The following is a 24412-nucleotide window of genomic DNA, read 5'->3' as shown; positions in this document are numbered from 1 at the left end:
AATAATGAACAGGATTTTTTCAGCCCTCGGTATTTCGCTATGGACAGCGCTGTTGTCGCCGATGGTTCTTGGGGCCAGCCTGAAGACACTCGACGTTGCGGCGTTGCCGGGGGACCGCGTGGAACTGAAGCTCAGCTTCGATGGGCCGCCACCCACGCCCCGGGGCTATACCACTGAACAGCCGGCCCGAATCGCGCTGGATCTGCCCGGGGTAACCAACCAACTGGCCCGCAAGAGTCACGATCTTGGAGGAGGCAATGCACGCAGCGCCACCGTGGTCGAGGCGGGCGATCGTACCCGGCTGATCATTGGCCTGACCCAATTGGCGCCCTATGACACCCGGATCGAAGGCAACAACCTCTTCGTGATAGTGGGCAAGGGCGCGACCGCCAGGTCCGCCGCGCTGGCACCGCAGCCGGCGGGATCCGCCCCGTCCTTCACCAGGTCCAGTGCGCCGGCAGGCAAGGCGATCCGTGGGGTGGACTTCCAGCGCGGGACACAAGGCGAAGGCAACGTGGTCATCGACTTGTCCGATCCGTCCATTGCGCCGGACATTCAGGAACGCGAAGGCAAGATCATCCTTGATTTCCCCAGGACCCAGTTGCCCGAACCCCTGCGGGTACGCCTGGACGTCAAGGATTTCGCCACCCCGGTGCAATTCGTCAATGGCAGCGCCGGCTCCGACCGCGCAACCATCAGCATCGAACCCAGCGGCACCTTCGACTATTCCACCTACCAGACCGACAACAAGTTGACCGTGAGCGTCCGGCCGATGACGGTCGAGGACTTGCAGAAACGCAACAGCGATCGCGCCGCCTACAGCGGCGAGAAGTTGTCGCTCAACTTCCAGGACATCGAAGTGCGTTCGGTGCTGCAACTCATCGCCGATTTCACCAACCTGAACCTGGTGGCCAGCGACACCGTGCAGGGTGGCATCACCCTGCGGTTGCAGAACGTGCCGTGGGACCAGGCACTGGATCTGGTGCTCAAGACCAAGGGGCTCGACAAGCGCAAGGTCGGCAATGTCCTGCTGGTAGCACCCGCCGACGAGATTGCGGCACGCGAACGCCAGGAGCTCGAATCCCAGAAGCAGATTGCCGACCTGGCACCGCTGAGGCGCGAGCTGTTGCAGGTCAACTATGCCAAGGCCGCCGACATCGCCAAGCTGTTCCAGTCGGTCACCAGTGCCGAGGCGAAGGCGGACGAACGGGGCACGATCACGGTTGATGAGCGAACCAACAATATCATCGCCTACCAGACCCAGGACCGGCTCGACGAGCTGCGCCGAATCGTTGCGCAATTGGACATCCCGGTGCGCCAAGTGATGATCGAGGCGCGGATCGTCGAGGCCAACGTCGATTATGACAAGAGCCTGGGCGTGCGCTGGGGTGGCTCGATACAGAACAAGGGCAACTGGAATTCTTCCGGTGTGACCACTGGAGACTCCACTACGATTGGTACGCCAGGCAGCACCAGCACCAACCAACCGTTTGTCGACCTCGGTGCATCAGGCAATACGTCCGGGATCGGCATCGCCTTCATCACCGACAACGTGCTGCTGGACCTTGAACTGACGGCCATGGAAAAAACCGGCAATGGCGAGATCGTTTCCCAGCCCAAGGTGGTGACCTCCGACAAGGAGACCGCGAAAATCCTCAAGGGCACGGAGATTCCCTACCAGGAAGCCAGCTCCAGCGGCGCCACCTCGGTGTCGTTCAAGGAAGCCTCGTTGTCGCTGGAGGTTACGCCGCAGATCACCCCGGACAACCGCATCATCATGGAGGTCAAGGTCACCAAGGATGAGCCGGATTACCTGAACAAGGTCCAGGATGTACCGCCGATCAAGAAAAACGAGGTCAACGCCAAGGTGCTGGTCAATGACGGCGAGACCATTGTGATTGGTGGCGTTTTCTCAAATACTCAGAGCAAGGTTGTAGATAAGGTGCCATTTCTTGGCGATGTGCCGTATCTTGGCCGCCTTTTCCGGCGTGATGTAGTCTCGGAGAAAAAATCCGAGCTGCTGGTGTTTCTCACTCCGCGTATCATGAACAACCAGGCGATTGCTGTGAGTCGTTGATTCTGTGCGAAATTTGATTCTTGTTGGACCGATGGGGGCTGGAAAAAGCACCATCGGTCGTTTGCTGGCCAAAGAGCTGCGCCTGCCTTTCAAAGATTCCGACAAGGAAATTGAATTGCGCACGGGTGCCAATATCCCATGGATCTTCGATAAGGAAGGCGAGCCGGGCTTTCGGGACCGTGAGCAGGCGATGATTGCCGAGCTGTGCGGTTTCGACGGCGTGGTGTTGGCGACCGGCGGCGGCGCGGTGATGCGCGAAGCCAATCGTCGGGCACTGCACGCCGGCGGACGAGTGGTCTACCTGCATGCTTCGGTCGAACAGCAGGTCGGCCGTACCGCCCGCGATCGCAACCGGCCACTGCTGCGAACCGCCGATCCGGCCAAGACCCTGCGGGATCTGCTGGAGGTGCGTGACCCTTTGTATCGGGAAATCGCCGACCTGGTCATCGAAACCGACGAGCGGCCGCCACGGATGGTGGTGCTGGAAATCCTCGATCGACTGCAACAATTGCCCCCCCGTTAATGCGCGGCGCGAAATGCGCTATCCTCGGCGTCCCGCCTTGGCCCGTATGGGCGTGGCGGATGGCCATTAACTGGCGCCACAGCAGGCACCGTGGAATTTTGTCAATTGCAGGCAGGACGCCTGATTTCATCTTCACCGTGGGGACACATGCAGACACTTAAGGTCGACCTGGGCGAGCGCAGCTACCCGATTCATATTGGCGAGGGCTTGCTGGACCAGCCCGAACTGCTGGCACCGCACATCGCCGGGCGGCAAGTCGCAATCATCTCCAACGAAACCGTCGCCCCTTTGTATCTGGAACGCCTGGCTCGTAGCCTGTCGGCTTATTCGGTCATTTCCGTCGTGTTGCCGGACGGCGAGGCCTTCAAGAACTGGGAAACCCTGCAGTTGATTTTCGACGGTCTGCTGACCGCCCGGCACGACCGCCGCACCACCGTGGTTGCCCTGGGTGGCGGCGTGATCGGCGACATGGCCGGCTTTGCCGCGGCTTGCTATCAGCGCGGTGTCGATTTCATTCAGATACCCACCACGCTGCTCTCTCAGGTCGACTCGTCGGTAGGCGGCAAGACCGGTATCAACCATCCGTTGGGCAAGAACATGGTGGGCGCGTTCTACCAGCCCAACGTGGTGCTGATCGACACTGCGACGCTCAAGACCCTGCCGGCGCGCGAGCTGTCCGCAGGGCTGGCCGAGGTCATCAAGTACGGCCTGATCTGCGACGAGCCGTTCCTGGGCTGGCTCGAAGACAACGTCGACCGCCTGCGTGCGCTGGATCAGGCGGCCCTGACCTACGCCATCGAACGTTCCTGCGCCGCCAAGGCCGCCGTGGTCGGTGCCGATGAACGGGAGTCAGGTGTACGTGCCACGCTGAACCTGGGCCACACCTTTGGCCATGCCATCGAAACCCACATGGGCTATGGTGTCTGGCTGCATGGCGAGGCGGTTGCGGCAGGTACGGTCATGGCCCTGGAGATGTCTGCGCGCCTGGGCTGGATCAGTGAGCAGGAGCGCGATCGTGGGATCCGCCTGTTCCAGCGTGCCGGGTTGCCGGTGGTGCCGCCTGAAGAAATGAGCGAGGCGGATTTCCTTGAACACATGGCAATCGACAAAAAAGTGATCGACGGTCGCCTGCGCCTGGTGCTGCTGCGCCACATGGGCGAAGCGGTGGTGACCGACGATTATCCGAAAGAAGTTCTACAGGCCACGCTGGGAGCGGATTATCGCGCCCTGGCTCAGCTTAAAGGTTAATAAGATTCCGATGACTAGTTTGCATGCCGACGAGGCTTTCCTCGGCCATTTCCAATTGAGTCATGACCCTTTTGCACCGCGGGTCCCGGGCTTCAAGTTTTTCCCCGCCCAACGCAAGCCGGTGCTGGGGCAGTTGCATCACCTGGCGCGCTACAGCCAGTTGCTGTTGGTCGTCACTGGCCCCCAGGGCAGCGGCAAGACCTTGCTGCGCCAGGCCCTGGTGGCCAGCACCAACAAGCAATCCGTGCAAAGCGTGGTGGTATCGGCCCGTGGCGCTGGCGACGCAGCCGGCGTATTGCGTCAGGTCGCCCAGGCGCTGAATGTCGACCAGGCGGAAATCGGTGCGATTCTCGACCAGATCGTGCAGTTGGCGTTGACGGGGCAGGAAGTCTATCTGTTGGTGGACGATGCCGAGCAACTCGACGAATCAGCCTTGGAAGCCCTGTTGGCCCTGGCTGCCGGTGCGCCCGAAGGCCGTCCCCATGTGTTCTTGTTCGGCGAGTCTTCGCTGATCGCCGACCTTGAGCAACTGAACCTTGAGGAAGAGCGTTTCCACGTCATCGAACTGGCGCCCTATACCGAGGAAGAAACCCGGGAATACCTGGCCCAGCGTCTTGAGGGCGCCGGCCGGGGTATCGAACTTTTCACCGCGGATCAGATATCTGAGATTCACGAAAGCTCCGACGGCTGGCCAGGAAACATCAACCAGGTCGCCCGGGATGCTCTGATCGAAATCATGATCGCCAGCCGCTCAGCGGTGAAGCGTCCAAGTATGGGGTTCAAGATGCCGAAGAAGCACGTATTGGCGATTTCCGCCGTGGTCGTGGTCGCGGTGGCTGCCGCCTGGCTGATGCCGGGTCGCAGCAAGGCACCAACCACTGGCGCACCTGCCAACGAACAGGCACAGTTGCCTCTCGGCCAGGGCACGCCGCAACCCAACGGCGGCGCCCCGGCAGTGGAATTCGCCGGCAATACCCAGCCGATGCCGCTGCCGCTGGTCGGCAACTCGCAACCGGTCATGCGGGGTCCCCTGGCCGAAGCCGCAGGGGGCATCACAGAAGGTGATGACGGTGCACCGCCTCCGATCGAAGACACCAGCGACGTGCCGCCTACCGTGACCACCACCGCACCGCCTGCGGGCGTTCCGGCCGGTCCTGCGCCGACACCTGCACCGGCTCCGGCCGCCAAGCCGACCCCGGCGCCCACTCAAGTTGCCACCGCCAAGCCTGCCCCGGTTCCCGCACCTGCGGCCAAGCCGACGGCACCCGCACCGGCGAGCAAGCCTGCCGCTACCCCGGCCAAGGCCGCTGGCAGTAGCTGGTACGCCGGCCAGGCGCCAGGCAACTACGTGGTGCAGATCCTCGGCACCAGCTCCGAAACCGCAGCGCAGAACTTCGTCAAGGAACAGGGCGGCGAGTACCGTTATTTCAAGAAGGTGCTCAACGGCAAGCCGCTGTATGTGATCACCTATGGCAGCTTTGCCAACCGTGATGCAGCCGTTTCCGCCATCAAAACCTTGCCAGCGAAGGTTCAGGCTGGTAAACCTTGGCCTCGCACTGTCGCCAGCGTCCAACAGGAACTGGCAGCAACTCGCTGATGATTCGGCGGCCTTACCCAGGCCGCCTCTCCCGGCAACCTCAAAATTTCCGCAAGGGCGGGCGACCTTTCAGGCCGCGCGCCTTGTGGTGTCTGCGTCACAGTAGCGTTTGAGTCGTAGCGGTCGAACCCAAAAAAGTTTTGACTAGCACAGCATATAGCTTTAAACCTTTCACAAATGCGACATGGATTTGCGACAGTTCGTCGTCAAATTTGTGAGCCCCTGTGTCGGTGTGTACAATGACCTCCCTTTTGCCCCCGCAAAGCTGGCGTACGTTCGGCGCGGAATGCAACTGGTTGAATTGAAAAGAAATTTGCCTCGTCAAGAGGCAGCCTGGTGAGAAAGTGTCTATGAAAGCAGGTCTGTACCAACCAGATGAATTCAAGGATAACTGCGGTTTCGGCCTGATAGCCCATATGCAGGGCGAGCCCAGCCATACCCTTTTGCAAACGGCCATTGAGGCCCTGACCTGCATGACCCACCGTGGTGGGATCAACGCCGACGGCAAGACCGGTGACGGTTGTGGCTTGCTGATTCAAAAGCCTGACGAGTTCCTGCGTGCCATTGCCCAGGAAACGTTTGGCGTGACCTTGCCCAAGCAGTACGCCGTGGGCATGGTGTTTTTCAATCAGGACCCGGTAAAGGCACAAGCCGCTCGCGAGAACATGAACCGCGAGATCCTGGCCGCCGGCCTGCAGCTCGTCGGCTGGCGCAAAGTGCCGATCGACACCAGCGTCCTCGGCCGCCTGGCCCTTGAGCGCCTGCCGCTGATCGAGCAGGTGTTCATCGCAGGCGAAGGCCTGAGCGACCAGGACATGTCGATCAAGCTGTTCAGCTCCCGTCGTCGTTCGTCGGTGGCCAACGCCGCCGACACCGACCACTACATCTGCAGCTTTTCCCACAAGACCATCATCTATAAAGGCCTGATGATGCCGGCGGACCTCACCGCCTTCTATCCGGACCTGAGCGACGAGCGCCTGAAGACCGCAATCTGCGTCTTCCACCAGCGCTTTTCCACCAACACTTTGCCGAAATGGCCGCTGGCCCAGCCATTCCGCTTCCTCGCCCACAACGGCGAGATCAACACCATCACCGGCAACCGCAACTGGGCCCTGGCCCGCCGCACCAAGTTCGCCAATGACTTGATGCCGGACCTCGAAGAACTCGGCCCGCTGGTCAACCGCGTCGGCTCGGACTCTTCGAGCATGGACAACATGCTCGAGCTGATGGTGACCGGTGGCATCGACCTGTTCCGTGGCGTGCGCATGCTCGTTCCGCCAGCCTGGCAGAACGTCGAGACCATGGACCCGGACCTGCGCGCCTTCTACGAATACAACTCCATGCACATGGAACCGTGGGACGGCCCGGCCGGTATCGTCATGACCGACGGTCGCTACGCCGTGTGCCTGCTGGACCGTAACGGCCTGCGTCCGGCGCGCTGGGTCACCACGACCAATGGGTTCATCACCCTGGCCTCGGAAATCGGTGTCTGGAACTACCAGCCCCAGGACGTCATCGCCAAGGGCCGCGTAGGTCCGGGGCAGATCTTTGCCGTAGACACCGAGACCGGCCAGATCCTCGACACCGACGCCATCGACAACCGCCTCAAGTCCCGCCATCCGTATAAGCAATGGCTGCGCAAGAATGCCCTGCGCATCCAGGCGACCATGGAAGACAACGACCACGGTTCGGCTTTCTACGACGTCGACCAACTCAAGCAGTACATGAAGATGTACCAGGTGACGTTCGAAGAGCGTGACCAGGTGCTGCGTCCGTTGGGCGAGCAGGGCTACGAAGCGGTCGGCTCCATGGGCGACGACACCCCGATGGCCGTGCTGTCCCAGCGCGTGCGCACGCCGTACGACTATTTCCGCCAGCAGTTCGCCCAGGTGACCAACCCGCCTATCGACCCGCTGCGCGAAGCGATCGTGATGTCCCTGGAAATCTGCCTCGGTGCCGAGCGCAACATTTTCCAGGAGTCGCCGGAGCACGCCTCGCGGGTGATCCTCAGCTCACCGGTCATTTCCCCGGCCAAGTGGCGCTCGCTGACCAATCTCGATCGTCCCGGTTTCGAGCGTCAGGTCATCGACCTTAACTACGACGAAAGCGTCGGCCTGGAAGCGGCGATCCGTAACATTGCCGACCAGGCTGAAGAAGCGGCGCGCGCCGGTCGTACCCAGATCGTCCTGACCGACCGTCACATCGCCCCGGGCAAGCTGCCGGTCCACGCCTCGCTTGCCACTGGCGCGGTACACCATCGCCTGACCGAAAAAGGCCTGCGCTGCGACTCCAACATCCTGGTGGAAACCGCTACCGCACGCGATCCGCATCATTTTGCGGTGCTGATCGGCTTCGGTGCTTCGGCGGTCTATCCGTTCCTGGCCTACGAAGTGCTGGGCGACCTGATCCGTACCGGTGAAGTGCTGGGCGACCTCTACGAGGTGTTCAAGAACTACCGCAAGGGCATCACCAAGGGCCTGCTCAAGATCCTGTCGAAGATGGGCATCTCGACCATCGCCTCGTACCGTGGCGCGCAATTGTTCGAAGCCATCGGCCTGTCCGAGGAAGTCTGCGAGCTGAGCTTCCGTGGCGTGCCGAGCCGTATCAAGGGTGCCCGTTTCGTCGACATCGAAGCCGAGCAGAAAGCCCTCGCCGCCGAAGCCTGGAGCCCGCGAAAGCCGATCCAGCAGGGCGGCCTGCTGAAGTTCGTCCACGGTGGCGAATATCACGCCTACAACCCGGACGTGGTCAATACCTTGCAGGCCGCCGTGCAGCAGGGGGACTACAGCAAGTTCAAGGAATACACCGCGCTGGTGGACAACCGTCCGGTGTCGATGATCCGCGACCTGCTCAAGGTCAAGATCCTCGACACGCCGCTGGACATCAATGAAGTGGAGCCGTTGGAATCGGTGCTCAAGCGCTTCGATTCGGCCGGTATTTCCCTCGGTGCGTTGTCCCCGGAAGCCCACGAAGCCCTGGCCGAAGCCATGAACCGCCTCGGTGCGCGTTCCAACTCCGGCGAAGGCGGCGAAGACCCGGCGCGCTACGGCACCATCAAGAGTTCGAAAATCAAGCAGGTGGCAACCGGCCGCTTCGGTGTGACGCCGGAATACCTGGTCAACGCCGAGGTGCTGCAGATCAAGGTGGCCCAGGGCGCCAAGCCCGGCGAAGGTGGGCAGCTGCCTGGTGGCAAGGTCAACGGCCTGATCGCCAAGCTTCGTTATGCGGTGCCCGGCGTGACCCTGATCTCGCCACCGCCACACCATGACATCTACTCGATCGAAGATTTGTCGCAACTGATCTTCGACCTCAAGCAGGTCAACCCCCAGGCGCTGGTCTCGGTGAAACTGGTGGCGGAAGCCGGCGTTGGTACCATTGCCGCTGGCGTGGCCAAGGCCTATGCCGACCTGATCACCATCTCCGGCTACGACGGCGGCACAGGTGCATCGCCGCTGACCTCGATCAAGTACGCCGGCGCACCGTGGGAATTGGGCCTGGCCGAAACCCACCAGACTCTGCGCGGCAACGACTTGCGCGGCAAAGTCCGGGTGCAGACCGACGGTGGCCTGAAGACCGGCCTGGACGTGATCAAGGCTGCCATCCTCGGCGCCGAGAGCTTCGGTTTCGGCACCGCGCCGATGATCGCCCTGGGCTGCAAATACCTGCGCATCTGCCACCTGAACAACTGCGCCACCGGCGTGGCGACCCAGAACGACAAGCTGCGCAAGGATCATTACATCGGTACCGTCGACATGGTGGTGAACTTCTTCACCTACGTGGCCGAAGAAACCCGTGAGTGGCTGGCGAAGCTGGGCGTGCGCTCGCTCGAAGAACTGATCGGCCGTACCGACCTGCTGGAAGTGATCGAAGGCCAGACCGCCAAGCAGCATCACTTGGACCTGACCCCGTTGCTGGGCAGCGATCTGATTCCGGCGGACAAGCCTCAGTTCTGCCATGTCGACCGCAACCCGCCGTTCGACAAGGGTGAGTTGGCCGAGAAGATGGTCGACATGGCCGCTGCGGCGATCAACGACCTGAGCGGGGCCGAGTTCACCCTGGATATCTGCAACTGCGACCGTTCCATCGGCGCGCGGATCTCCGGTGAAATCGCCCGCAAGCATGGCAACCAAGGCATGGCCCATGCACCGATCACCTTCCGCTTCAAGGGCACGGCCGGGCAGAGCTTCGGCGTCTGGAACGCTGGCGGCCTGAACATGTACCTGGAAGGCGACGCGAACGACTACGTGGGCAAGGGCATGACCGGCGGCAAGCTGGTTATCGTTCCGCCCAAGGGCAGTGTCTACCGGACCCAGGACAGTGCCATCATCGGCAACACCTGCCTCTACGGCGCCACGGGCGGCAAGTTGTTCGCCGCCGGCACTGCGGGCGAGCGTTTTGCGGTGCGTAACTCCGGCGCCCACACGGTAGTGGAAGGCACCGGCGATCACTGCTGCGAATACATGACCGGTGGTTTCGTCTGCGTATTGGGCAAGACCGGTTATAACTTTGGTTCCGGCATGACGGGCGGTTTCGCCTACGTGCTCGACCAGGACAACACCTTCGTTGACCGGGTCAACCACGAACTGGTGGAAATCCAGCGGATCAGCGGCGAGGCGATGGAAGCCTACCGCAGCCACTTGCAACGCGTGCTGAACGAGTACGTCGAGGAAACCGACAGCGAGTGGGGTCGTGAACTCGCCGAGAACCTCGATGACTACGTGCGTCGTTTCTGGCTGGTCAAGCCAAAGGCGGCCAACCTGAAGTCGTTGCTTTCCAGCACCCGTGCCAACCCGCAGTGATATGCGCCTGAAGAGTTTGATGAGGTTTTAACAATGGCTGAACGTCTGAATAACGACTTCCAGTTCATCGATGTCGGGCGCAAGGATCCGAAGAAGAAACTGTTGCGTCAACGCAAGAAAGAGTTCGTGGAAATCTACGAGCCGTTCAAACCCCAGCAGTCGGCCGACCAGGCCCACCGCTGCCTGGGTTGTGGTAACCCGTACTGCGAATGGAAGTGCCCGGTGCACAACTTCATTCCCAACTGGTTGAAGCTGGTGGCCGAGGGCAACATCCTCCAGGCCGCCGAGCTGTCCCACCAGACCAACACCCTGCCGGAAGTCTGCGGTCGAGTGTGCCCGCAGGATCGCCTGTGCGAAGGCGCTTGCACCCTTAACGACGGTTTCGGCGCGGTCACCATCGGTTCGGTGGAGAAATACATCACCGACACCGCGTTTGCCATGGGCTGGCGCCCGGACATGTCCAAGGTCAAGCCGACCGGTAAGCGCGTGGCGATCATCGGCGCGGGTCCGGCGGGCCTGGGCTGCGCCGACGTGCTGGTACGTGGTGGCGTGACCCCGGTGGTGTTCGACAAGAACCCCGAGATCGGCGGCCTGCTGACGTTCGGCATCCCCGAGTTCAAGCTGGAAAAGACCGTGCTGAGCAATCGTCGCGAAGTCTTCACCGGCATGGGCATCGAGTTCCGCCTGAACACCGAGGTGGGCAAGGACGTGACCATGGAGCAACTGCTCGAAGAATACGATGCCGTATTCATGGGCATGGGCACCTACACCTACATGAAGGGCGGCTTTGCCGGCGAGGACCTGCCGGGCGTCTATGACGCGCTGGACTTCCTGATTGCCAACGTCAACCGCAACCTGGGCTTTGAAAAGTCGCCGGAAGATTTCGTCGACATGAAGGGTAAAAAGGTCGTGGTGCTCGGCGGTGGCGACACGGCGATGGACTGCAACCGCACGTCGATTCGCCAGGGCGCCAAGTCGGTGACCTGTGCCTACCGTCGTGACGAAGCGAACATGCCCGGCTCGCGCAAAGAGGTGAAGAACGCCAAGGAAGAAGGCGTTAAATTCCTCTACAACCGCCAGCCGATCGCCATCGTCGGTGAAGACAAGGTCGAAGGTGTGAAGGTGGTCGAGACCCGTCTCGGCGAACCGGATGCCCGCGGTCGCCGCAGCCCTGAGCCGATCCCGGGCTCCGAAGAGATCATCCCGGCCGACGCCGTGGTCATCGCCTTCGGCTTCCGCCCGAGCCCGGCGCCGTGGTTCGAGCAATTCAGCATCCAGACCGACAGCCAGGGCCGCGTCGTGGCGCCGGAACAGGGCCAGTACAAGCACCAGACCAGCAACCCGAAGATCTTCGCCGGTGGCGACATGGTCCGCGGTTCCGACCTGGTGGTGACGGCGATCTTCGAAGGCCGCAATGCGGCGGAAGGGATCCTGGATTACCTGGGGGTCTGACCGCGGTCCCGAGCTGAAATGCAGTCCAACAGGTGGGAGCACGCCCGCTCCCACAGTTGCATTGAGGTGTTAGAAGACTGCGTTCCCCCGCGACAAATTGCCCCGATAGATAAAAGGCACGGCTCTTGCCGTGCCTTTTGCGTCGCGCTCTGAGAAAATGCCCGCACTTTTTTTCCGGATGCCGACATGACTGCCCTGAAGAACGACCGCTTCCTTCGCGCCCTGCTCAAGCAACCCGTGGACGTCACCCCCGTGTGGATGATGCGCCAGGCCGGTCGCTATCTGCCGGAGTACCGCGCCAGCCGCGCCAAGGCCGGTGACTTCATGAGCCTGTGCATGAACCCGCAGTTCGCCTGCGAAGTCACGATGCAGCCGCTGGACCGCTACCCGCAACTGGACGCGGCGATCCTGTTCTCCGACATCCTCACCATCCCCGACGCCATGGGCCAAGGCCTGTACTTCGAGACCGGCGAAGGCCCGCGCTTCAAGAAAGTCGTCAGCACCCTGGCCGACATCGAGGCCCTGCCGATTCCCGATCCGCAGAAGGACCTGGGCTACGTCATGGACGCGGTCAGCACTATCCGCCGTGAACTCAACGGTCGTGTGCCGCTGATTGGCTTCTCCGGCAGCCCATGGACGCTCGCGACCTACATGGTCGAAGGTGGCTCGTCGAAGGACTTCCGCAAGACCAAGGCGATGCTCTACGACAACCCGCAAGCCATGCACCTGTTGTTGGACAAGCTGGCGCAGTCGGTCACGTCCTATCTCAACGGCCAGATCATGGCCGGTGCCCAAGCGGTGCAGATTTTTGATACCTGGGGCGGCAACCTGTCGGCGGCGGCGTACCAGGAATTTTCCCTGGCCTACATGCGCAAGATCGTCAGTGGCCTGATCCGCGAGCAGGAAGGTCGCAAAGTCCCGGTGATCCTGTTCACCAAGAACGGCGGGCTGTGGCTGGAAAGCATCGCCGAGTCCGGTGCCGACGCCCTGGGCCTGGACTGGACCTGCGACATCGGCAACGCTCGCGAGCGCGTCGGTCACAAGGTCGCCCTGCAAGGCAACATGGACCCAACGGTGCTCTACGCCAAGCCTGAAGCCATTCGCGCTGAAGTCGGGCGCATCCTGGCCAGTTACGGCAAGGGCAGCGGCCATGTGTTCAACCTTGGCCATGGCATCACGCCGGAAGTCGACCCGGAACACGCCGGTGCATTCCTGCGGGCGGTGCATGAGTTGTCGGCGCAATACCACGACTGACTCGTAGCGGGAGCGAGCCGACTCGCTCCCGCCACTGGCCCACGCATCTCAGGCTTTTATCTCGCCCAGTGGTGGCAACTTGGCCAACTTCAGTGCGATCAATAGGGCGATGATCAGCAGCGAGCCGATGAACAGTCCGGTTCCGTTCCAACCACCCAGGTGCCACGCCACGCCCCCCGCCGTACCGGCGACACTCGAACCGGCGTAGTAGCTGAACAAGTACAACGACGAAGCCTGCCCCTTTGCCTTGAGCGCACGCCGGCCAATCCAGCTGCTGGCGACTGAGTGAGCGCCGAAGAAGCCGAAGGTGAACACCAGCATGCCGATGATCACCAGCCATAGCGGCGTGAACAGGGTCAGGACAAGCCCCGCCAACATGAGCGCGATGGTTGCCCAGAGCATTTTCCGGCGCCCGAGCTTGTCAGCCATGGCACCGACTTTCGCCGAACTGTAGATCCCCGACAGATAAACCACCGAAAGCAGTCCGACAAATGCCTGATCCAACTGATAAGGCGCGGCCAGCAGGCGGTAGCCGATGTAGTTGAACAGCGTCACGAACGCGCCCATCAATACGAAGGCTTCGAGAAACAGCAACGGCAACCCGGCGTCGCGAAAGTGCATGATGAACCCGTCCAGCAAGCTGCGCGGGTGCAGCGAGCGGGGACGGAAATTGCGTGATTCGGGGAGGATCCGCCAGAACACTGCCGCCGCGATCAGCGCCAGGCCACCAATTACCAACATCGCTGTGTGCCAGCTGACGAAGTCGATCAATACGCCCGTGATCAGGCGACCACTCATGCCGCCGATGGCATTGCCGGCGATATACAGGCCCATCGCCAGGCCGATGTGCTTGGGGTGAATCTCTTCGCTCAGGTAGGTCATTGCGACCGCGGCCAACCCGCTCAGCGACAACCCCACCAAGGCGCGCAGCAGCAATACGCCTTGCCAGGTCGGCATCATCGCGCTGGCGATCGTGCACACCGACGCGGCGAACAGTGCCGCGACCATCACCGATTTACGGCCGATTCGGTCGGAAATCGGGCCGGTGATCAACAGGCCGACGGCGAGCAGTCCGGTCGCCACCGAAAGGATCAGGCTGCTCTGCGCCGCATTGATGGAAAACTCCTTGGACAGCAGCGGCATCATCGGTTGTACGCAATAGAGCAGGGCAAACGTCGCAAAGCCTCCGCAGAACAGCGCCAGCACCGTACGCATGAACATCGGCGTGCCCTTCTCGATGTAGATGTCCTTCAATCCGGCGGCGACATCATCCTGGGCACGGGGAGGAATTTCATGGGCGAGTGGGGCGGCAGCAGTTTTCACGATGGACCTCGGAGGAGCACGGCCAGGCAGGCAATGGGAAAAAGCATATAGCCAGCTAATGATTCTATCCAATATATTGTTCGACCTATTTAAGACGTTATACGACCTATAGGCTTTCCCATGGAACTGCGGCATTTGCGCTACTTCATCGCCGTCGCCGAAGAATTGCACTTCGGCCGCGCCGCGCTGGCGCTGGGCATTTCCCAGCCGCCCTTGAGCCAGCAGATCCAGGCGTTGGAACAAGAGATCGGCGCACGGCTGTTCGATCGCACCAACCGTCGGGTCGAACTGAGCGAGGCCGGGCGGTTGTTCCTGGAAGAGGCGCGACGGGTATTGGCCCAGGTCGACAAAGCCGCCGACGTAGCCCGCCGTGCGCAATTGGGAGAGTTGGGTGAGCTGAAGATCGGATTCACCTCATCGGCGCCTTTCAACTCCACGATCCCCCAGGCGATTTTTACCTTTCGCCAGCGCTTTCCCGCCGTTCACCTGAACCTCCGAGAAATGAGCAGTACCCAAGTCGCGGACGCGTTGATGGACGAAGTGATCGAGGTGGGCATTATGCGACCGTTGCCGCTGCCCGACACCTTGACCGAAATCGAACTCAGCCGCGAACCGCTGGTGGCCGTGCTCAGCGCCAAGCATCCCTTGGCCCAAGGCAACGAAGACGGCCTGTTTCTCTCGGCCTTGGCCCAGGAGCCATTCGTGTTTTTCCCTCGCAGCTACGGCAGCGGCCTCTACGCGCAACTCCTCAACCTGGCCCGCGACGCCGGCTTCAGCCCGCATTTCGCCCAGGAAGCCGGCGAAGCCATGACCATTATTGGTTTGGTCGCGGCAGGGCTGGGCGTCTCGGTACTGCCGGCGTCGTATCAGCGGATGCGTATCGATGGTGTGGTGTACCGACCGCTGCTCGATCCGGCGGCGGTTTCGGCGGTGTGGCTGGTACAGCGCAAGGACCAGCGGTCGCCCATGGCGAAGGCGTTTGTGGCGTTGTTGACGGGTGGGGTGGCGGTGTAGGGGCTTGGTTGGGATGACGCTTGAGGTGATGCAGAGCTTTGCGTGTGTAGCGCAAAAGCTACACCGCGCGCATGACGGAGATTATTCGAAGTTCTACCTTTTCCGGCTGGCCACTGCGCGGGCTCGTGGAATGTCGCAAGTGGCCCGTGACGCCCGGTTGTCCAGGGAGAATCTTTACCGAGCCTTGTCGGGCGAAGGAAAACCCTGAATTTGGTAGCATTTTGAAAGCAGTAAAAGCGTTGGGTTTGAAATTGCATGCCAGTACCTGAACGGGACAGCATGGGAGCCTCCTGCCGAGTCGCTCAAGAAGGGCGCCGAAAGGCGCCCTTCTTCGTTCAGGCCTCGTTAGCCTCTCCAGCTTTTGGTTCCTATACCGCATCTGCATGGGCGGGGGAGATTGAACATGGACCTCCGTTATTTCGTTTCGTCGAGCGCGCCAGAATTGCCTCGCCGGTCGCCTGTGTTTGTATGAGCAACGATATTGACCTGCTTGATATTTAGAAGAGTTACGAGTTCGTGTAGCTCGCAGATCATGTCTTTTTTGCCATCGCCACTTTCCCAAACCGCAGTTTCGCCAGCCCCACTGTAGTCTAGAACGATGGGCGTAAATCCAACCCGCACCAATGGCTGCAGCAGTATTTTCCAGTCAAGCCGCCTGTTGGAGAAACCATGCGCCAGCAAGACCGGGTATTCACCGTCTCCGCCAATCAGATAGTGAAGACATCTGCCCTTCACATCTGCAGATTCATGCCTGAACAACACGCCATCCACGAGGACTGTGCCTGGGTCCACTGTGAACTGGGGACAAGGTTGGGAACCCGTTGTAGCTGTTCCCGACCAAGCGATGGTGTTTTGCAGTTTCTTATCCACTTTGGGCCGGCTTGTGTTCATGAAAAGCATGAGTGGCGGCGCCTCGTCCAAATGAAGGCGCTGCTTCAGACACTGAGAGCCTGAAGCTATCGAGAACTCCAGCGATACTGTCAAAGATGACAGTCCCGACAAGCGGCAAGGAAAACGCCTCTTACTTTAGGAAAACACGCATTCCGTTGGGGCGTTCCCTATTGGTTCCTGATGCGACTGTTATCCGAAAAGCAAATGACCTTTGCAGACTCTATAGACCCATGTGGGTGCGAGCCTGCTCCGAAGGCGGTGTATCAGTAAGTGCCTCGTTTTCGAGCAAATCGCGCAGCAGAACCGCAAAGCATGTAGGAAGACGAATACTTCCCTGTGCGAAACGTCTTTTTCGCTCCAAATGCCTCTTCTTCGTAATTGCGGCTTACCCGCGCCACAACGTTTTATTCATAGCTCTGAATTCGTTCGACTTGGCAGAGGCCAAGCGAACAGCGACCCCTGGGTAGGAGCCTTGAAAAAATGCACGCATCTCTGCAACTCGCCTATACCAACGAAGCATCCGCTGAGTATCTTCGTCGCCTGGACGACTCACCTTTCACGGATCAGCAACTTGCCGGTTTCGACGAACACGGGTTAGCGATCGTCCACCGACGACAGGCGTACGCCCAGGTTCATCCACCGATCGCCATTTACCGAGTCGCCACCGAAGGCAGCCAGACTCGCGATGGCGGGGTTATCCAGCGAGGTTCGGCGTCGTTTGAACTGCCGTTGGCGGACGGACGCCAAGTCAGCGCAGCGTGCAAGGGCGATCAGGTTGTGTATGCCGATGGCCGCACTGCGCGGATCGTCACTGGCGCGGGCGAGGGCAACTGTCATGTTGCGCTGGTGGGCAGCGTCCTGAGCAATGGCGATGAAATTATCAATACGCCACAAGGCGCGTTGTTGCTCATTGCCCGTGAGGGCGTGCCGTTGGCGGATGACTTCCTGCCCGGGACTGAACAGGCGCAGGGAGCCGGCCTGCGGTCAGATGGGGCGAAGGATGCCATCCAATGAACCGGGGTTACTACATTGGGCTAGGTGACCAAACCACCTGTGGTGGGAAGGTTCTGGATGGGGACGCAAGCTTCAGCCTGGGCGGGCTCCTTCATGCCTGTGAAGGTGACCGCGTAACGTGCGGCAAGGATGGCAAAACGTATCGGATCATCGGCGGTATAACCCACATGACCAGCAATGGCCGGCTCATGGCAGGTACGCTGGAAAGCCAAAGTGGCTGCCCCTGCAACGCACGCCTGCTACCTTCCGTATTCACGGCCAGCTACAAGAACGGAAGCCCTGCACCGCAAGCCAGTCGCGCCGCTCAACCGGCTTCTCAACACGCCGTGGACGCGTCGATTGCACCGCGGCATTCGAGCTTCACCCCCTCAAGCCAACTGCCGTTCGGAGCATCCACCCGCCTGGAGCCTCAGGAACCGGGCTTCTTCGTCGTCCCTAAAAGCGTGAGCCGTGAAGCCTTGGAAGCCACGTTATTCCCCGCGCCCGACCCGCAGGTGATGCGCAAATTCCGAGCGTTGAACCCTCACCGCGATGTTGTAAAAGCCGGTTCGATGATCGTGCTGAGCGACCCGAACAATCTGCAATGCACCCGCGAAGAAGCTCAGGTGATGGCGGCAGCGGAAACGGTGAATGCTGCGCTCGAAGACCTGACAGCCGAACAAGCCGACTTCATGCACCGCTACGCGGCCGAGATTGCCAGCTTCACCGGCCAGACCTCGACCTGGCTCGGTGTCAGCGCCGTGGTGATGGAAAAACACCTGACCAGCCTGCGCGACACCCTGCAAGCCATGGAGCGCTTGCATCAGGACAGCTATCGCCAGCACGGCCATCTCAAGTCAACGCAGTTTTTTACCGAGCGCAAACTTCTGCTCGCCCAATTGGATGCTCATTTGCTGAACTCCACCCGCCTGCGCGGCCATACGACACTGGGCGACCACCCCAAGCTGAAGACTGCCCTCGGCATTTCGAATCGCAGTCTGGTTCATCACTGGAACAAGGCTGGCGCGCCGGGGCAGATACCGGGGTATGCCTCGCATGTGGAAAGCACCAGTCGTGCTGCGAAATATATGCAGATGGGCGGGTATGTCGGGATTGGGATTGGTGGGGTGTCTTCGTTGCTGGCGGTTCAGGCTGTGTGTAACGGGGGCTCTGAGGAGGCTTGTGAGCGGGTCAGGTTTACCGAGGGAGGGAAGTTTGTTGGATCGACTACGGGAGGAATAGCTATAGGGGGGCTTGCTTCTTGGGCGAGTGCTCCCGTTTGCCTTGCACTTGGTGTTTCTACGGGGATTGGGGGAGTTGTTTGTGTTGCGGCGGTGGTTGCGGCCGGCGCATGGGCAGGGACGACTGGTGGCGGAATAGGGGGCGAGGCAATAGGTGAGATTATTTTTGAGAGTACCCAACCGTGATTCGCATTGATAGTTGGTCGCCCTGGGTTGTTGTCATTGTTGTTGGCAGTCCGCATCTGCTGGCCTTTTTTTGTGTCGTATTCAACCTGTACCTAGGTCATCGACATCTGGACTCTATGATGCAGGCTTTGCGCAACGGCAGTTATGTCTCTACTTGGGGGGCCGCATGGCGGAGACAGGGTCGGTTCGGAGGATGGGTGCTGGTCAACAAAATTGCCGGAATGGTCACTTGGCCAGGGGCATACGTTCAACTTGGGGATGTAAGCGCTGGCGATATCGAGAACTTTCCGCTCCATCTGAAACGACTTCTGAACATTTATGTGGCGATGATGCTTGTTGCGTCGATTGGGATAATGCTCGGGGCACTATTGGTAAGGCTTAGATGATTCCAGCCATTGGCGTCTCCAGCCGTTGTCTGGTTCATCACTGGAACAAGGCTGGCGCGCCGGGGCAGATACCGGGGTATGCCTCGCATGTGGAGAGCATCAGTCGTGCAGCGAAATATATGCAGATGGGTGGGTATGTCGGGATTGGGATTGGTGGGGTTTCTTCGGTACTGGCGGTTCAGGCTGTTTGCAACGGGGGTTCAGAGAAAGCTTGTGAGCGGGCCAGGTTTACTGAGGGAGGGAAATTTGTTGGGTCTACTTTCCGCGGGGTAGCTGGGGGGATAGGCGCTTGTGCGGCGAGTGGCGCTGTTTGCTTGGCGCTTGGAGTTACTACCGGTGTTGGAGGCGTTATTTGTATTGCGACTGTGGTGGCAGCCGGCTCATGGGCAGGCACAACGGTGGGCGGTCAAAGGGGGGAGGCCATCGGTGAGTTATTGTATGACGTTATAGAGCCTTGATCAGCGGGTGGCCTGTATGGGGCCTCCTCATTTTGAATGGGGGCCCGATCCTATTGAGCTTTGTAGGGGCGGTATTCGGTCTATACCTGAGCCAACGCCATCTGGATGCGATAAAGGAGGCCTTGAAGAACAGCCACTATATTTATCTCTGGGGGCCGAGCCTGGGGAGGCGGGGGGTGGTTTGGTCGCTCTTAGAGATAGGAAAAATTGCCGGAATGGTGCTTTGGCCTAGAGCATCAATCGCTATCGGGGAGGTAGACCCTGTTGATATCGAGAACTTCCCTCGTTATTTGAAACGCCTCCTATTAATTGAGATGACGATAATCTATATCGGCCTCGCCTGGATGGCAGTCGTAGCCGTGTTGATCCAGTTCGAATAATCCATCAACGCTAGATGAATAACGGACAGCTCGTCCGCGAAGTTCGGAGCGCTATTGGTAAAGCTTAGATGACTTCCAGCCATTGACATCTCCAGCGGCAGCTTGGTGCACCACTGAAACAACGCGCGGTGCGCCGGGGCAGATACCGGGGTACGCCACGCATGTGGAAAGCACCAGTCGTGCTGCGAGATATATGCAGATGGGCGGGTATGTCGGGATTGGGATTGGTGGGGTGTCTTCGGTGTTGGCGGTTCAGGCTGTGTGCAATGGGGGGGCAGAGGAGGCTTGTGAGCGGGTCAGGTTACCGAGAGCGGAAAATTCTGCTTGTCCACTGCGGGTGGCGCGGTGGGAGGAAGGATCGGCAAAGTTGCCGGCGCTTCGATGTGCCTGGCTCTTGGCGTCTCGACAGGCGTCGGAGGCGTTATCTGTGTCGCAGCATTGGTAGGTACGGGTGGATGGATGGGGGCAACTTACGGCGGTAAGGCTGGCGAATATACAGGCGATAAATTTTATGAGGTTACACATCCATGAACAGTATCGATACTTGGCCTCCATGGCTTGCCCTAGTTATTGCCGGTGGCTGGGCGCTTTTTGTAGTTGCGGGAGTTATATGCTGTGTGTATCTCGGTCATTGTCGTTTGAATGCTTTAAAAGATGCACTGAAAAACAGTGGTTATATTTATCTCTGGGGGCCGTGTCTGGGGAGGCGCGGTTGGATTTGGTCTGTCATGGAAATAACGAAAAACACGGCGATGATTATGATGCCCAAAACGCACATTCGCCTCGGCGACTTGGACTCATCCGATTACGCAATCTTTCCGGCAGGCTTGAAACGTCTTTTGATCGTTGATTTTACACTTATGATCTTTAGCTTGGTCTGGATGATAATTGCAGCTGTGCTGATCAAGTTTAGGTAATTCTTCGCAAGTATAACGACACTGCTATGTTCCCCTGATATAGGAGCCGCGTTTCCGAAGGGCGCCGCAAGGCGCCTTTTTCTTTGTCAAGTTGCAACCTGCGACTGCAAGCGGCGCCCCACGACATCCAGCAAATCGCAGTCTTCGCGCAATGAAACCACCAGCACACGAGCCAATTCGCTATAGGCCCCCCTTCGAATGCCAGGTTTCAAGAAACTGGGTGGCGGCGCGAATGCGGTCGGCACGCGGTTTCGTGCAAGACGTCCAGCGGTGCTTCTATGTCGATCAATAACGAAGCGATGATGCACTCGGTACCGGTGACGGGCCTGTATCTTTTCATGACGAAACCCTCTTGATTGTTGAGTTGGCGTTGATTATTTGATGAATCGTCGGGGCTCGCCTGCCTGAAGAGGATGGCCGTCAATTTGATGGCCATCGGTCTAAGTGTTTTTTATATATTTATTTTATTTTTTAGTGTCTTGCTAACCCTTTCCCTATTTTCAGTAAAAGCCTTCAGCCCTCCTGCGCGAAGACTGCAAGCATCACAGCCCCCGCACCCACTGCCCACCACGCCGTTATAACAAGTCAGCGTACGGTTCATCACTAGTTCCAGCTGGTTGTGATAATCCGCCAAGGCCCAGGTCTCTGCCTTGTTCAGCCACATCAACGGAGTCTCGATGCGCAATTTGTAATCCATGCCGGTTTCGATCGCGATGTTCATGGCTTTTACAAAACTGTCCCGGCAATCCGGATACCCTGAAAAATCCGTTTCGCACACACCGGTGATCACCGCTTCAGCCCCCACTTGATAGGCATAGATCGACGCCAACGTCAGAAACAGAATATTGCGACCCGGCACGAATGTATTAGGCGGGCCGTCCTTGCTGCTGTTCGCCGAGGGAACCGGAATATTGGCGCGAGTCAGGCTGCTGACCGCCAGTTCGTTCAATAACGTGGTGTCCAGGACTTTATGGGCCGTCACGCCAAAATGCTTGGCGAGGTCCTTCGCCACTTCAATCTCGGCGCGATGGCGTTGGCCGTAATCGAAGGTGATGCAGTGGATTTCGTCGTACTGGGGTAATGCGTGGATCAGGCAGGTGGTGGAATCCTGGCCGCCGCTGAAAACGATCACGGCTTTCTTGGTCACTTCATTCATCCTTGGCATTCTCGGCTTTTGGTTGGGATGTGACCGTATCGCGTACTTCAAGGACTTTGTTGTGGGACGTTTCGGAAATTAGGTGTTCCGCTTTCCGAGTTTTGCTAGCTGCCTCGCGGGGGCAAGGTTGAGTGCAAGGACGCTGGTCAATACGATGGCCGTCCCGACGACGACCATCGCCGAGGGACGTTCGGCCAGGATCATCGAGGCCATCAGCATGGCGGTCGGCGGGATCAGGTAAAGCGCCATGGACGCTCGGCTCACATCGCTGTGGGCCAGGACGTATGCCCAGGCGAGGTACGCCAGCGCGCTGGGAAAGATGCCGAGCATCAGCACGGCCAGATTCACCGAAGTGGGCGCTTGTTTCGCCTCGTTCAGCAGCCCGGGCGCGAAGAGGAATAACAGCGCGGTTCCCGACCAGACGGTGTAACAGACCATGGTCAGGCCGTCGTAGCGATGGCAATGGCGTTTTTGCAGGGCGAAATACAAGCTCCAGGACAATGCCGCCAGGAGGATCAGCAGTCCATGGGCATTTATCTGACCCAAACCACGATCTCCCGCGACCACTACGGCAGCGCCCGCCAACCCCAACAACACGCACATCCACTGCCAACCATTGACACTGTTCTTGAAGACGAAACGCGCCAGTAGCGCACTGAACAACGGCGTGGTTTGGGCCAGGACACTGGCGGCGCCAGCGCTGACACCTCGCTGCCCGTAGTTGAGGGCGATGTGATGCAGGCTGACGGCGAAAAAACCCAGCAGGGCGAGCAGCGGCACGTCCTTCAATCGAGGCAGGCAAATGCCCTTGGCCAAGGCCACAGCGGCCATGAACGTCGAGGCGATGAGGAATCTCATCAACGCCAGGTGGCCGGGTTCGTATGCCTGAAGGCCGATGCGAATACCAATCGGTGAGTAGGCCCAGCACACAATGACGAACGCTGCTGCCAGGGACACCTTTACGGCTGATGGTTTCGAACCTTTGTTGAGCATTAGCCGCGTCTTCATCCAAGTGCCTGCCTCGGAGTATCGAAAACGTGGCCTATCACCACAAGTGACTTAAACTCATCCAATCATTCACTTTGGGTGAGCAATGGAACTGTCCCAACTGCGCATGTTGAAAGCGGTCTGCGACACCGGCAGCGTCGCGCGCGCCGCTGAAACGCTGCACTGCGTTCCGTCCAACATCACTGCACGCCTCAAGTCGTTGGAGCGAGAGCTCGGCACGTCGTTGTTTTTCCGCGAGGGACGTGGGTTGCGAATCAGCCCGGCGGGGCAAATATTCCTGGAATATGCGACGAGAATCCTCAGCCTGGCGGAAGAGGCTCGCCGAGCAATCGCACCCTCCAACGCTCCGAGTGGGCCGTTGCGCATTGGCGCGATCGAGTCCAGCGCCACCGGGCGCCTGCCCCAGTTGTTGGCCAGATATCATGCGCAGTTCCCGCAGGTGTCATTGGAGCTGAGCACCGGGACCTGGGCTCAGCTGCTGGACGATATCTCGCATCACCGGCTCGATGGCGCAATTGTCGCGGTTGACGTGGAGCGGCCCGGGCTCAAGCGAGCGGTGATGTACCGTGAGGATCTGGTGCTCATTGCTGCCGATTCGCTTGGTCCGCTGCGCAGTGCGGCGGATTTGCAAGGCCTGGCGATTTTCATGTGGCCTGTCGGTTGTCCGTACCGCCTGGCACTGGAGCAGTGGCTGCTGCGCCAGGGGCAGGCGCAGCCGATCACCAGCATCGCCAGCTATGGCGCTATCGTCGGGTGTGTCAGTGCCGGGGCTGGTGTGTCGCTCGTTCCCAGGGGCATTTATGAGCGGTATCGCCAGGGGGCCGGTTGGACAGGGTACGAATTTCCGGAATTGGCGGGAGTGGACAATCTGTTTTATTGGAATGAAAACGCTGGACGCCATCCGGCCAGGGAGGCCTTTTTGGCGATGTTGGAGAGGGAGTTCGAAGGAGGGGACAACTAGGTTGTTGTGGGACTGCTGCGCAGCCCAGCGGGAGACAGCTCCCTCGCCACAGGGAAATTGCCGGCCTCCCTCCCACAATGGTTTGATGATTAATCGACTACTGCACCTTCGCCAAATCCCCTTTCAACGCAACACCCGCCATGATCGCCCCAGCGTGGCATTCGTAGGTCGTCGGGTCCTTGCGCTCGTTGCGCTTGTAGAAGCTGACGATGTTCGTGACGGCGTTGGCGCCGGCGTTCTTCGCGGCTTCGTGCAGGCTGATCAGGGCTGATTGCAGCACCCACTCGCAGGCCGCTTCATCGGACTTGTTGAAGGCGTTGGTTTTCTTGTTGGTCACCGCGCCCGGGCTGACCACCGTGACGTTGCCGGCAGGTTTGTGGCCGGCCAGGTAGAATTTCACGCTGCCGTCGATCTTGCCGGTGCGGATGGCTTCGGCGACCACTTTGTCGAACGGCAGGAATAGCGCGGTATCACGGGCCTGGCTGAGGCTTGGCAGGGTGCCGAGCAGCAGGGCGGCGGTCACGGCGATTTTCTTGAACGGCATCATG

Annotated in this window: 18 protein-coding genes and 2 pseudogenes; 14 read left to right on the top strand and 6 right to left on the bottom strand. The window is 59.8% G+C overall.

Annotation, left to right across the window (positions count from 1 at the left end; translation table 11 throughout):
- Nucleotides 1-4 precede the first annotated feature (4 nt).
- The 7 genes from pilQ to hemE all read left to right on the top strand — a co-directional run bounded on the left by pilQ (nucleotide 5) and on the right by hemE (nucleotide 12950).
- Nucleotides 5-2077: a type IV pilus secretin PilQ gene (gene pilQ, locus JZ00_RS19290; RefSeq protein ID WP_039592429.1), complete on the top strand. Its 2073-nt coding sequence runs from the start codon at nucleotides 5-7 to the stop codon at nucleotides 2075-2077.
- Nucleotides 2078-2081: 4 nt separating this feature from the next.
- Nucleotides 2082-2600: a shikimate kinase AroK gene (gene aroK / locus JZ00_RS19285; RefSeq protein WP_039592430.1), complete on the top strand. Its 519-nt coding sequence runs from the start codon at nucleotides 2082-2084 to the stop codon at nucleotides 2598-2600.
- 147 nt (nucleotides 2601-2747) lie between these two features.
- Nucleotides 2748-3848 (top strand): 3-dehydroquinate synthase, encoded by a 1101-nt coding sequence (gene aroB, locus JZ00_RS19280; RefSeq protein WP_039592431.1) that lies wholly within the window; start codon nucleotides 2748-2750, stop codon nucleotides 3846-3848.
- A gap of 10 nt (nucleotides 3849-3858) precedes the next feature.
- Entirely contained in the window at nucleotides 3859-5445 is a 1587-nt protein-coding gene (locus JZ00_RS19275) for an AAA family ATPase (protein ID WP_039592432.1), read from the top strand.
- Between the two features lie 350 nt (nucleotides 5446-5795).
- Nucleotides 5796-10244 carry a glutamate synthase large subunit gene (gltB, locus tag JZ00_RS19270; RefSeq protein ID WP_039592433.1) on the top strand — a complete coding sequence of 1483 codons (4449 nt, stop codon included), beginning with the start codon at nucleotides 5796-5798 and terminating at the stop codon, nucleotides 10242-10244.
- A gap of 33 nt (nucleotides 10245-10277) precedes the next feature.
- Nucleotides 10278-11696: an FAD-dependent oxidoreductase gene (locus JZ00_RS19265; protein ID WP_039592434.1), complete on the top strand. Its 1419-nt coding sequence runs from the start codon at nucleotides 10278-10280 to the stop codon at nucleotides 11694-11696.
- A gap of 186 nt (nucleotides 11697-11882) precedes the next feature.
- Nucleotides 11883-12950 (top strand): uroporphyrinogen decarboxylase, encoded by a 1068-nt coding sequence (gene hemE / locus JZ00_RS19260; protein ID WP_039592435.1) that lies wholly within the window; start codon nucleotides 11883-11885, stop codon nucleotides 12948-12950.
- Nucleotides 12951-12998: 48 nt separating this feature from the next.
- On the opposite strand, the gene JZ00_RS19255 is transcribed toward hemE, so the two are convergent.
- Nucleotides 12999-14240 carry an MFS transporter gene (locus tag JZ00_RS19255; RefSeq protein WP_411829959.1) on the bottom strand — a complete coding sequence of 414 codons (1242 nt, stop codon included), beginning with the start codon at nucleotides 14238-14240 and terminating at the stop codon, nucleotides 12999-13001.
- A 153-nt stretch (nucleotides 14241-14393) separates the two neighbouring features.
- On the opposite strand from JZ00_RS19255, the gene JZ00_RS19250 reads away from it, so the two are divergent.
- Both JZ00_RS19250 and JZ00_RS31555 read left to right on the top strand, forming a co-directional pair.
- Nucleotides 14394-15287 carry a LysR family transcriptional regulator gene (locus JZ00_RS19250; RefSeq protein WP_039592437.1) on the top strand — a complete coding sequence of 298 codons (894 nt, stop codon included), beginning with the start codon at nucleotides 14394-14396 and terminating at the stop codon, nucleotides 15285-15287.
- Between the two features lie 28 nt (nucleotides 15288-15315).
- Nucleotides 15316-15556 (top strand): annotated as a pseudogene (locus JZ00_RS31555) (addiction module antidote protein).
- Nucleotides 15557-15701: 145 nt separating this feature from the next.
- Here JZ00_RS31555 and JZ00_RS19245 read toward each other — a convergent pair.
- A complete protein-coding gene (locus tag JZ00_RS19245) occupies nucleotides 15702-16187 on the bottom strand; it encodes an alpha/beta fold hydrolase (RefSeq protein ID WP_052742359.1) in 486 nt (161 codons plus the stop codon).
- A gap of 471 nt (nucleotides 16188-16658) precedes the next feature.
- Here JZ00_RS19245 and JZ00_RS19240 point away from each other — a divergent pair, with 471 nt between their 5' ends.
- From JZ00_RS19240 to JZ00_RS19220, 4 genes are all read left to right on the top strand, one after another.
- Entirely contained in the window at nucleotides 16659-17192 is a 534-nt protein-coding gene (locus JZ00_RS19240) for a hypothetical protein (protein WP_039592438.1), read from the top strand.
- Entirely contained in the window at nucleotides 17189-18598 is a 1410-nt protein-coding gene (locus tag JZ00_RS19235) for a PAAR domain-containing protein (RefSeq protein WP_039592439.1), read from the top strand. Before JZ00_RS19240 ends, JZ00_RS19235 begins: the two co-directional genes overlap by 4 nt.
- On the top strand, nucleotides 18595-18984 hold the full coding sequence (locus tag JZ00_RS19230) for a hypothetical protein (protein ID WP_039592440.1): 390 nt from the start codon (nucleotides 18595-18597) through the stop codon (nucleotides 18982-18984). Before JZ00_RS19235 ends, JZ00_RS19230 begins: the two co-directional genes overlap by 4 nt.
- A gap of 1365 nt (nucleotides 18985-20349) precedes the next feature.
- Complete coding sequence (locus JZ00_RS19220; RefSeq protein ID WP_039592441.1) at nucleotides 20350-20739, top strand: hypothetical protein; 390 nt, start codon at nucleotides 20350-20352, stop codon at nucleotides 20737-20739.
- 86 nt (nucleotides 20740-20825) lie between these two features.
- Here JZ00_RS19220 and JZ00_RS31545 read toward each other — a convergent pair.
- The 3 genes and pseudogenes from JZ00_RS31545 to JZ00_RS19210 form a co-directional block, all read right to left on the bottom strand.
- A pseudogene (locus JZ00_RS31545) lies at nucleotides 20826-21079 on the bottom strand (hypothetical protein).
- A gap of 111 nt (nucleotides 21080-21190) precedes the next feature.
- Complete coding sequence (gene queC, locus JZ00_RS19215; protein ID WP_039592577.1) at nucleotides 21191-21886, bottom strand: 7-cyano-7-deazaguanine synthase QueC; 696 nt, start codon at nucleotides 21884-21886, stop codon at nucleotides 21191-21193.
- An 87-nt stretch (nucleotides 21887-21973) separates the two neighbouring features.
- Nucleotides 21974-22903: a DMT family transporter gene (locus JZ00_RS19210; RefSeq protein ID WP_039592442.1), complete on the bottom strand. Its 930-nt coding sequence runs from the start codon at nucleotides 22901-22903 to the stop codon at nucleotides 21974-21976.
- Between the two features lie 85 nt (nucleotides 22904-22988).
- On the opposite strand from JZ00_RS19210, the gene JZ00_RS19205 reads away from it, so the two are divergent.
- Complete coding sequence (locus JZ00_RS19205) at nucleotides 22989-23864, top strand: LysR family transcriptional regulator (protein WP_039592443.1); 876 nt, start codon at nucleotides 22989-22991, stop codon at nucleotides 23862-23864.
- A gap of 97 nt (nucleotides 23865-23961) precedes the next feature.
- On the opposite strand, the gene JZ00_RS19200 is transcribed toward JZ00_RS19205, so the two are convergent.
- The gene (locus JZ00_RS19200; RefSeq protein WP_039592444.1) at nucleotides 23962-24408 is read right to left on the bottom strand and encodes a hypothetical protein; all 447 of its coding nucleotides are present in this window, start codon (nucleotides 24406-24408) and stop codon (nucleotides 23962-23964) included.
- Nucleotides 24409-24412: the final 4 nt, after the last annotated feature.

It is taken from the genome of Pseudomonas frederiksbergensis (assembly GCF_000802155.2).
GTDB classification, from domain to species: Bacteria; Pseudomonadota; Gammaproteobacteria; order Pseudomonadales; family Pseudomonadaceae; genus Aquipseudomonas; species Aquipseudomonas frederiksbergensis_A.
Note: the sequence above shows the minus strand (reverse complement) of the source record. Positions and strands in the feature narration are given on the sequence as shown.

Excerpts from the sequence above, each read along its gene's own strand:
- JZ00_RS19250 (WP_039592437.1), top strand. The coding sequence starts at position 14,394 with ATGGAACTGCGGCATTTGCGCTACTTCATCGCCGTCGCCGAAGAATTG.
- JZ00_RS19240 (WP_039592438.1), top strand. The coding sequence starts at position 16,659 with ATGCACGCATCTCTGCAACTCGCCTATACCAACGAAGCATCCGCTGAG.
- JZ00_RS19220 (WP_039592441.1), top strand. The coding sequence starts at position 20,350 with ATGAACAGTATCGATACTTGGCCTCCATGGCTTGCCCTAGTTATTGCC.
- gltB (WP_039592433.1), top strand. The coding sequence starts at position 5,796 with ATGAAAGCAGGTCTGTACCAACCAGATGAATTCAAGGATAACTGCGGT.
- JZ00_RS19205 (WP_039592443.1), top strand. The coding sequence starts at position 22,989 with ATGGAACTGTCCCAACTGCGCATGTTGAAAGCGGTCTGCGACACCGGC.
- pilQ (WP_039592429.1), top strand. The coding sequence starts at position 5 with ATGAACAGGATTTTTTCAGCCCTCGGTATTTCGCTATGGACAGCGCTG.
- JZ00_RS19235 (WP_039592439.1), top strand. The coding sequence starts at position 17,189 with ATGAACCGGGGTTACTACATTGGGCTAGGTGACCAAACCACCTGTGGT.
- JZ00_RS19200 (WP_039592444.1), bottom strand. The coding sequence starts at position 24,408 with ATGCCGTTCAAGAAAATCGCCGTGACCGCCGCCCTGCTGCTCGGCACC.
- JZ00_RS19245 (WP_052742359.1), bottom strand. The coding sequence starts at position 16,187 with ATGCTTTTCATGAACACAAGCCGGCCCAAAGTGGATAAGAAACTGCAA.
- JZ00_RS19210 (WP_039592442.1), bottom strand. The coding sequence starts at position 22,903 with ATGAAGACGCGGCTAATGCTCAACAAAGGTTCGAAACCATCAGCCGTA.
- JZ00_RS19265 (WP_039592434.1), top strand. The coding sequence starts at position 10,278 with ATGGCTGAACGTCTGAATAACGACTTCCAGTTCATCGATGTCGGGCGC.
- aroB (WP_039592431.1), top strand. The coding sequence starts at position 2,748 with ATGCAGACACTTAAGGTCGACCTGGGCGAGCGCAGCTACCCGATTCAT.
- hemE (WP_039592435.1), top strand. The coding sequence starts at position 11,883 with ATGACTGCCCTGAAGAACGACCGCTTCCTTCGCGCCCTGCTCAAGCAA.
- JZ00_RS19275 (WP_039592432.1), top strand. The coding sequence starts at position 3,859 with ATGACTAGTTTGCATGCCGACGAGGCTTTCCTCGGCCATTTCCAATTG.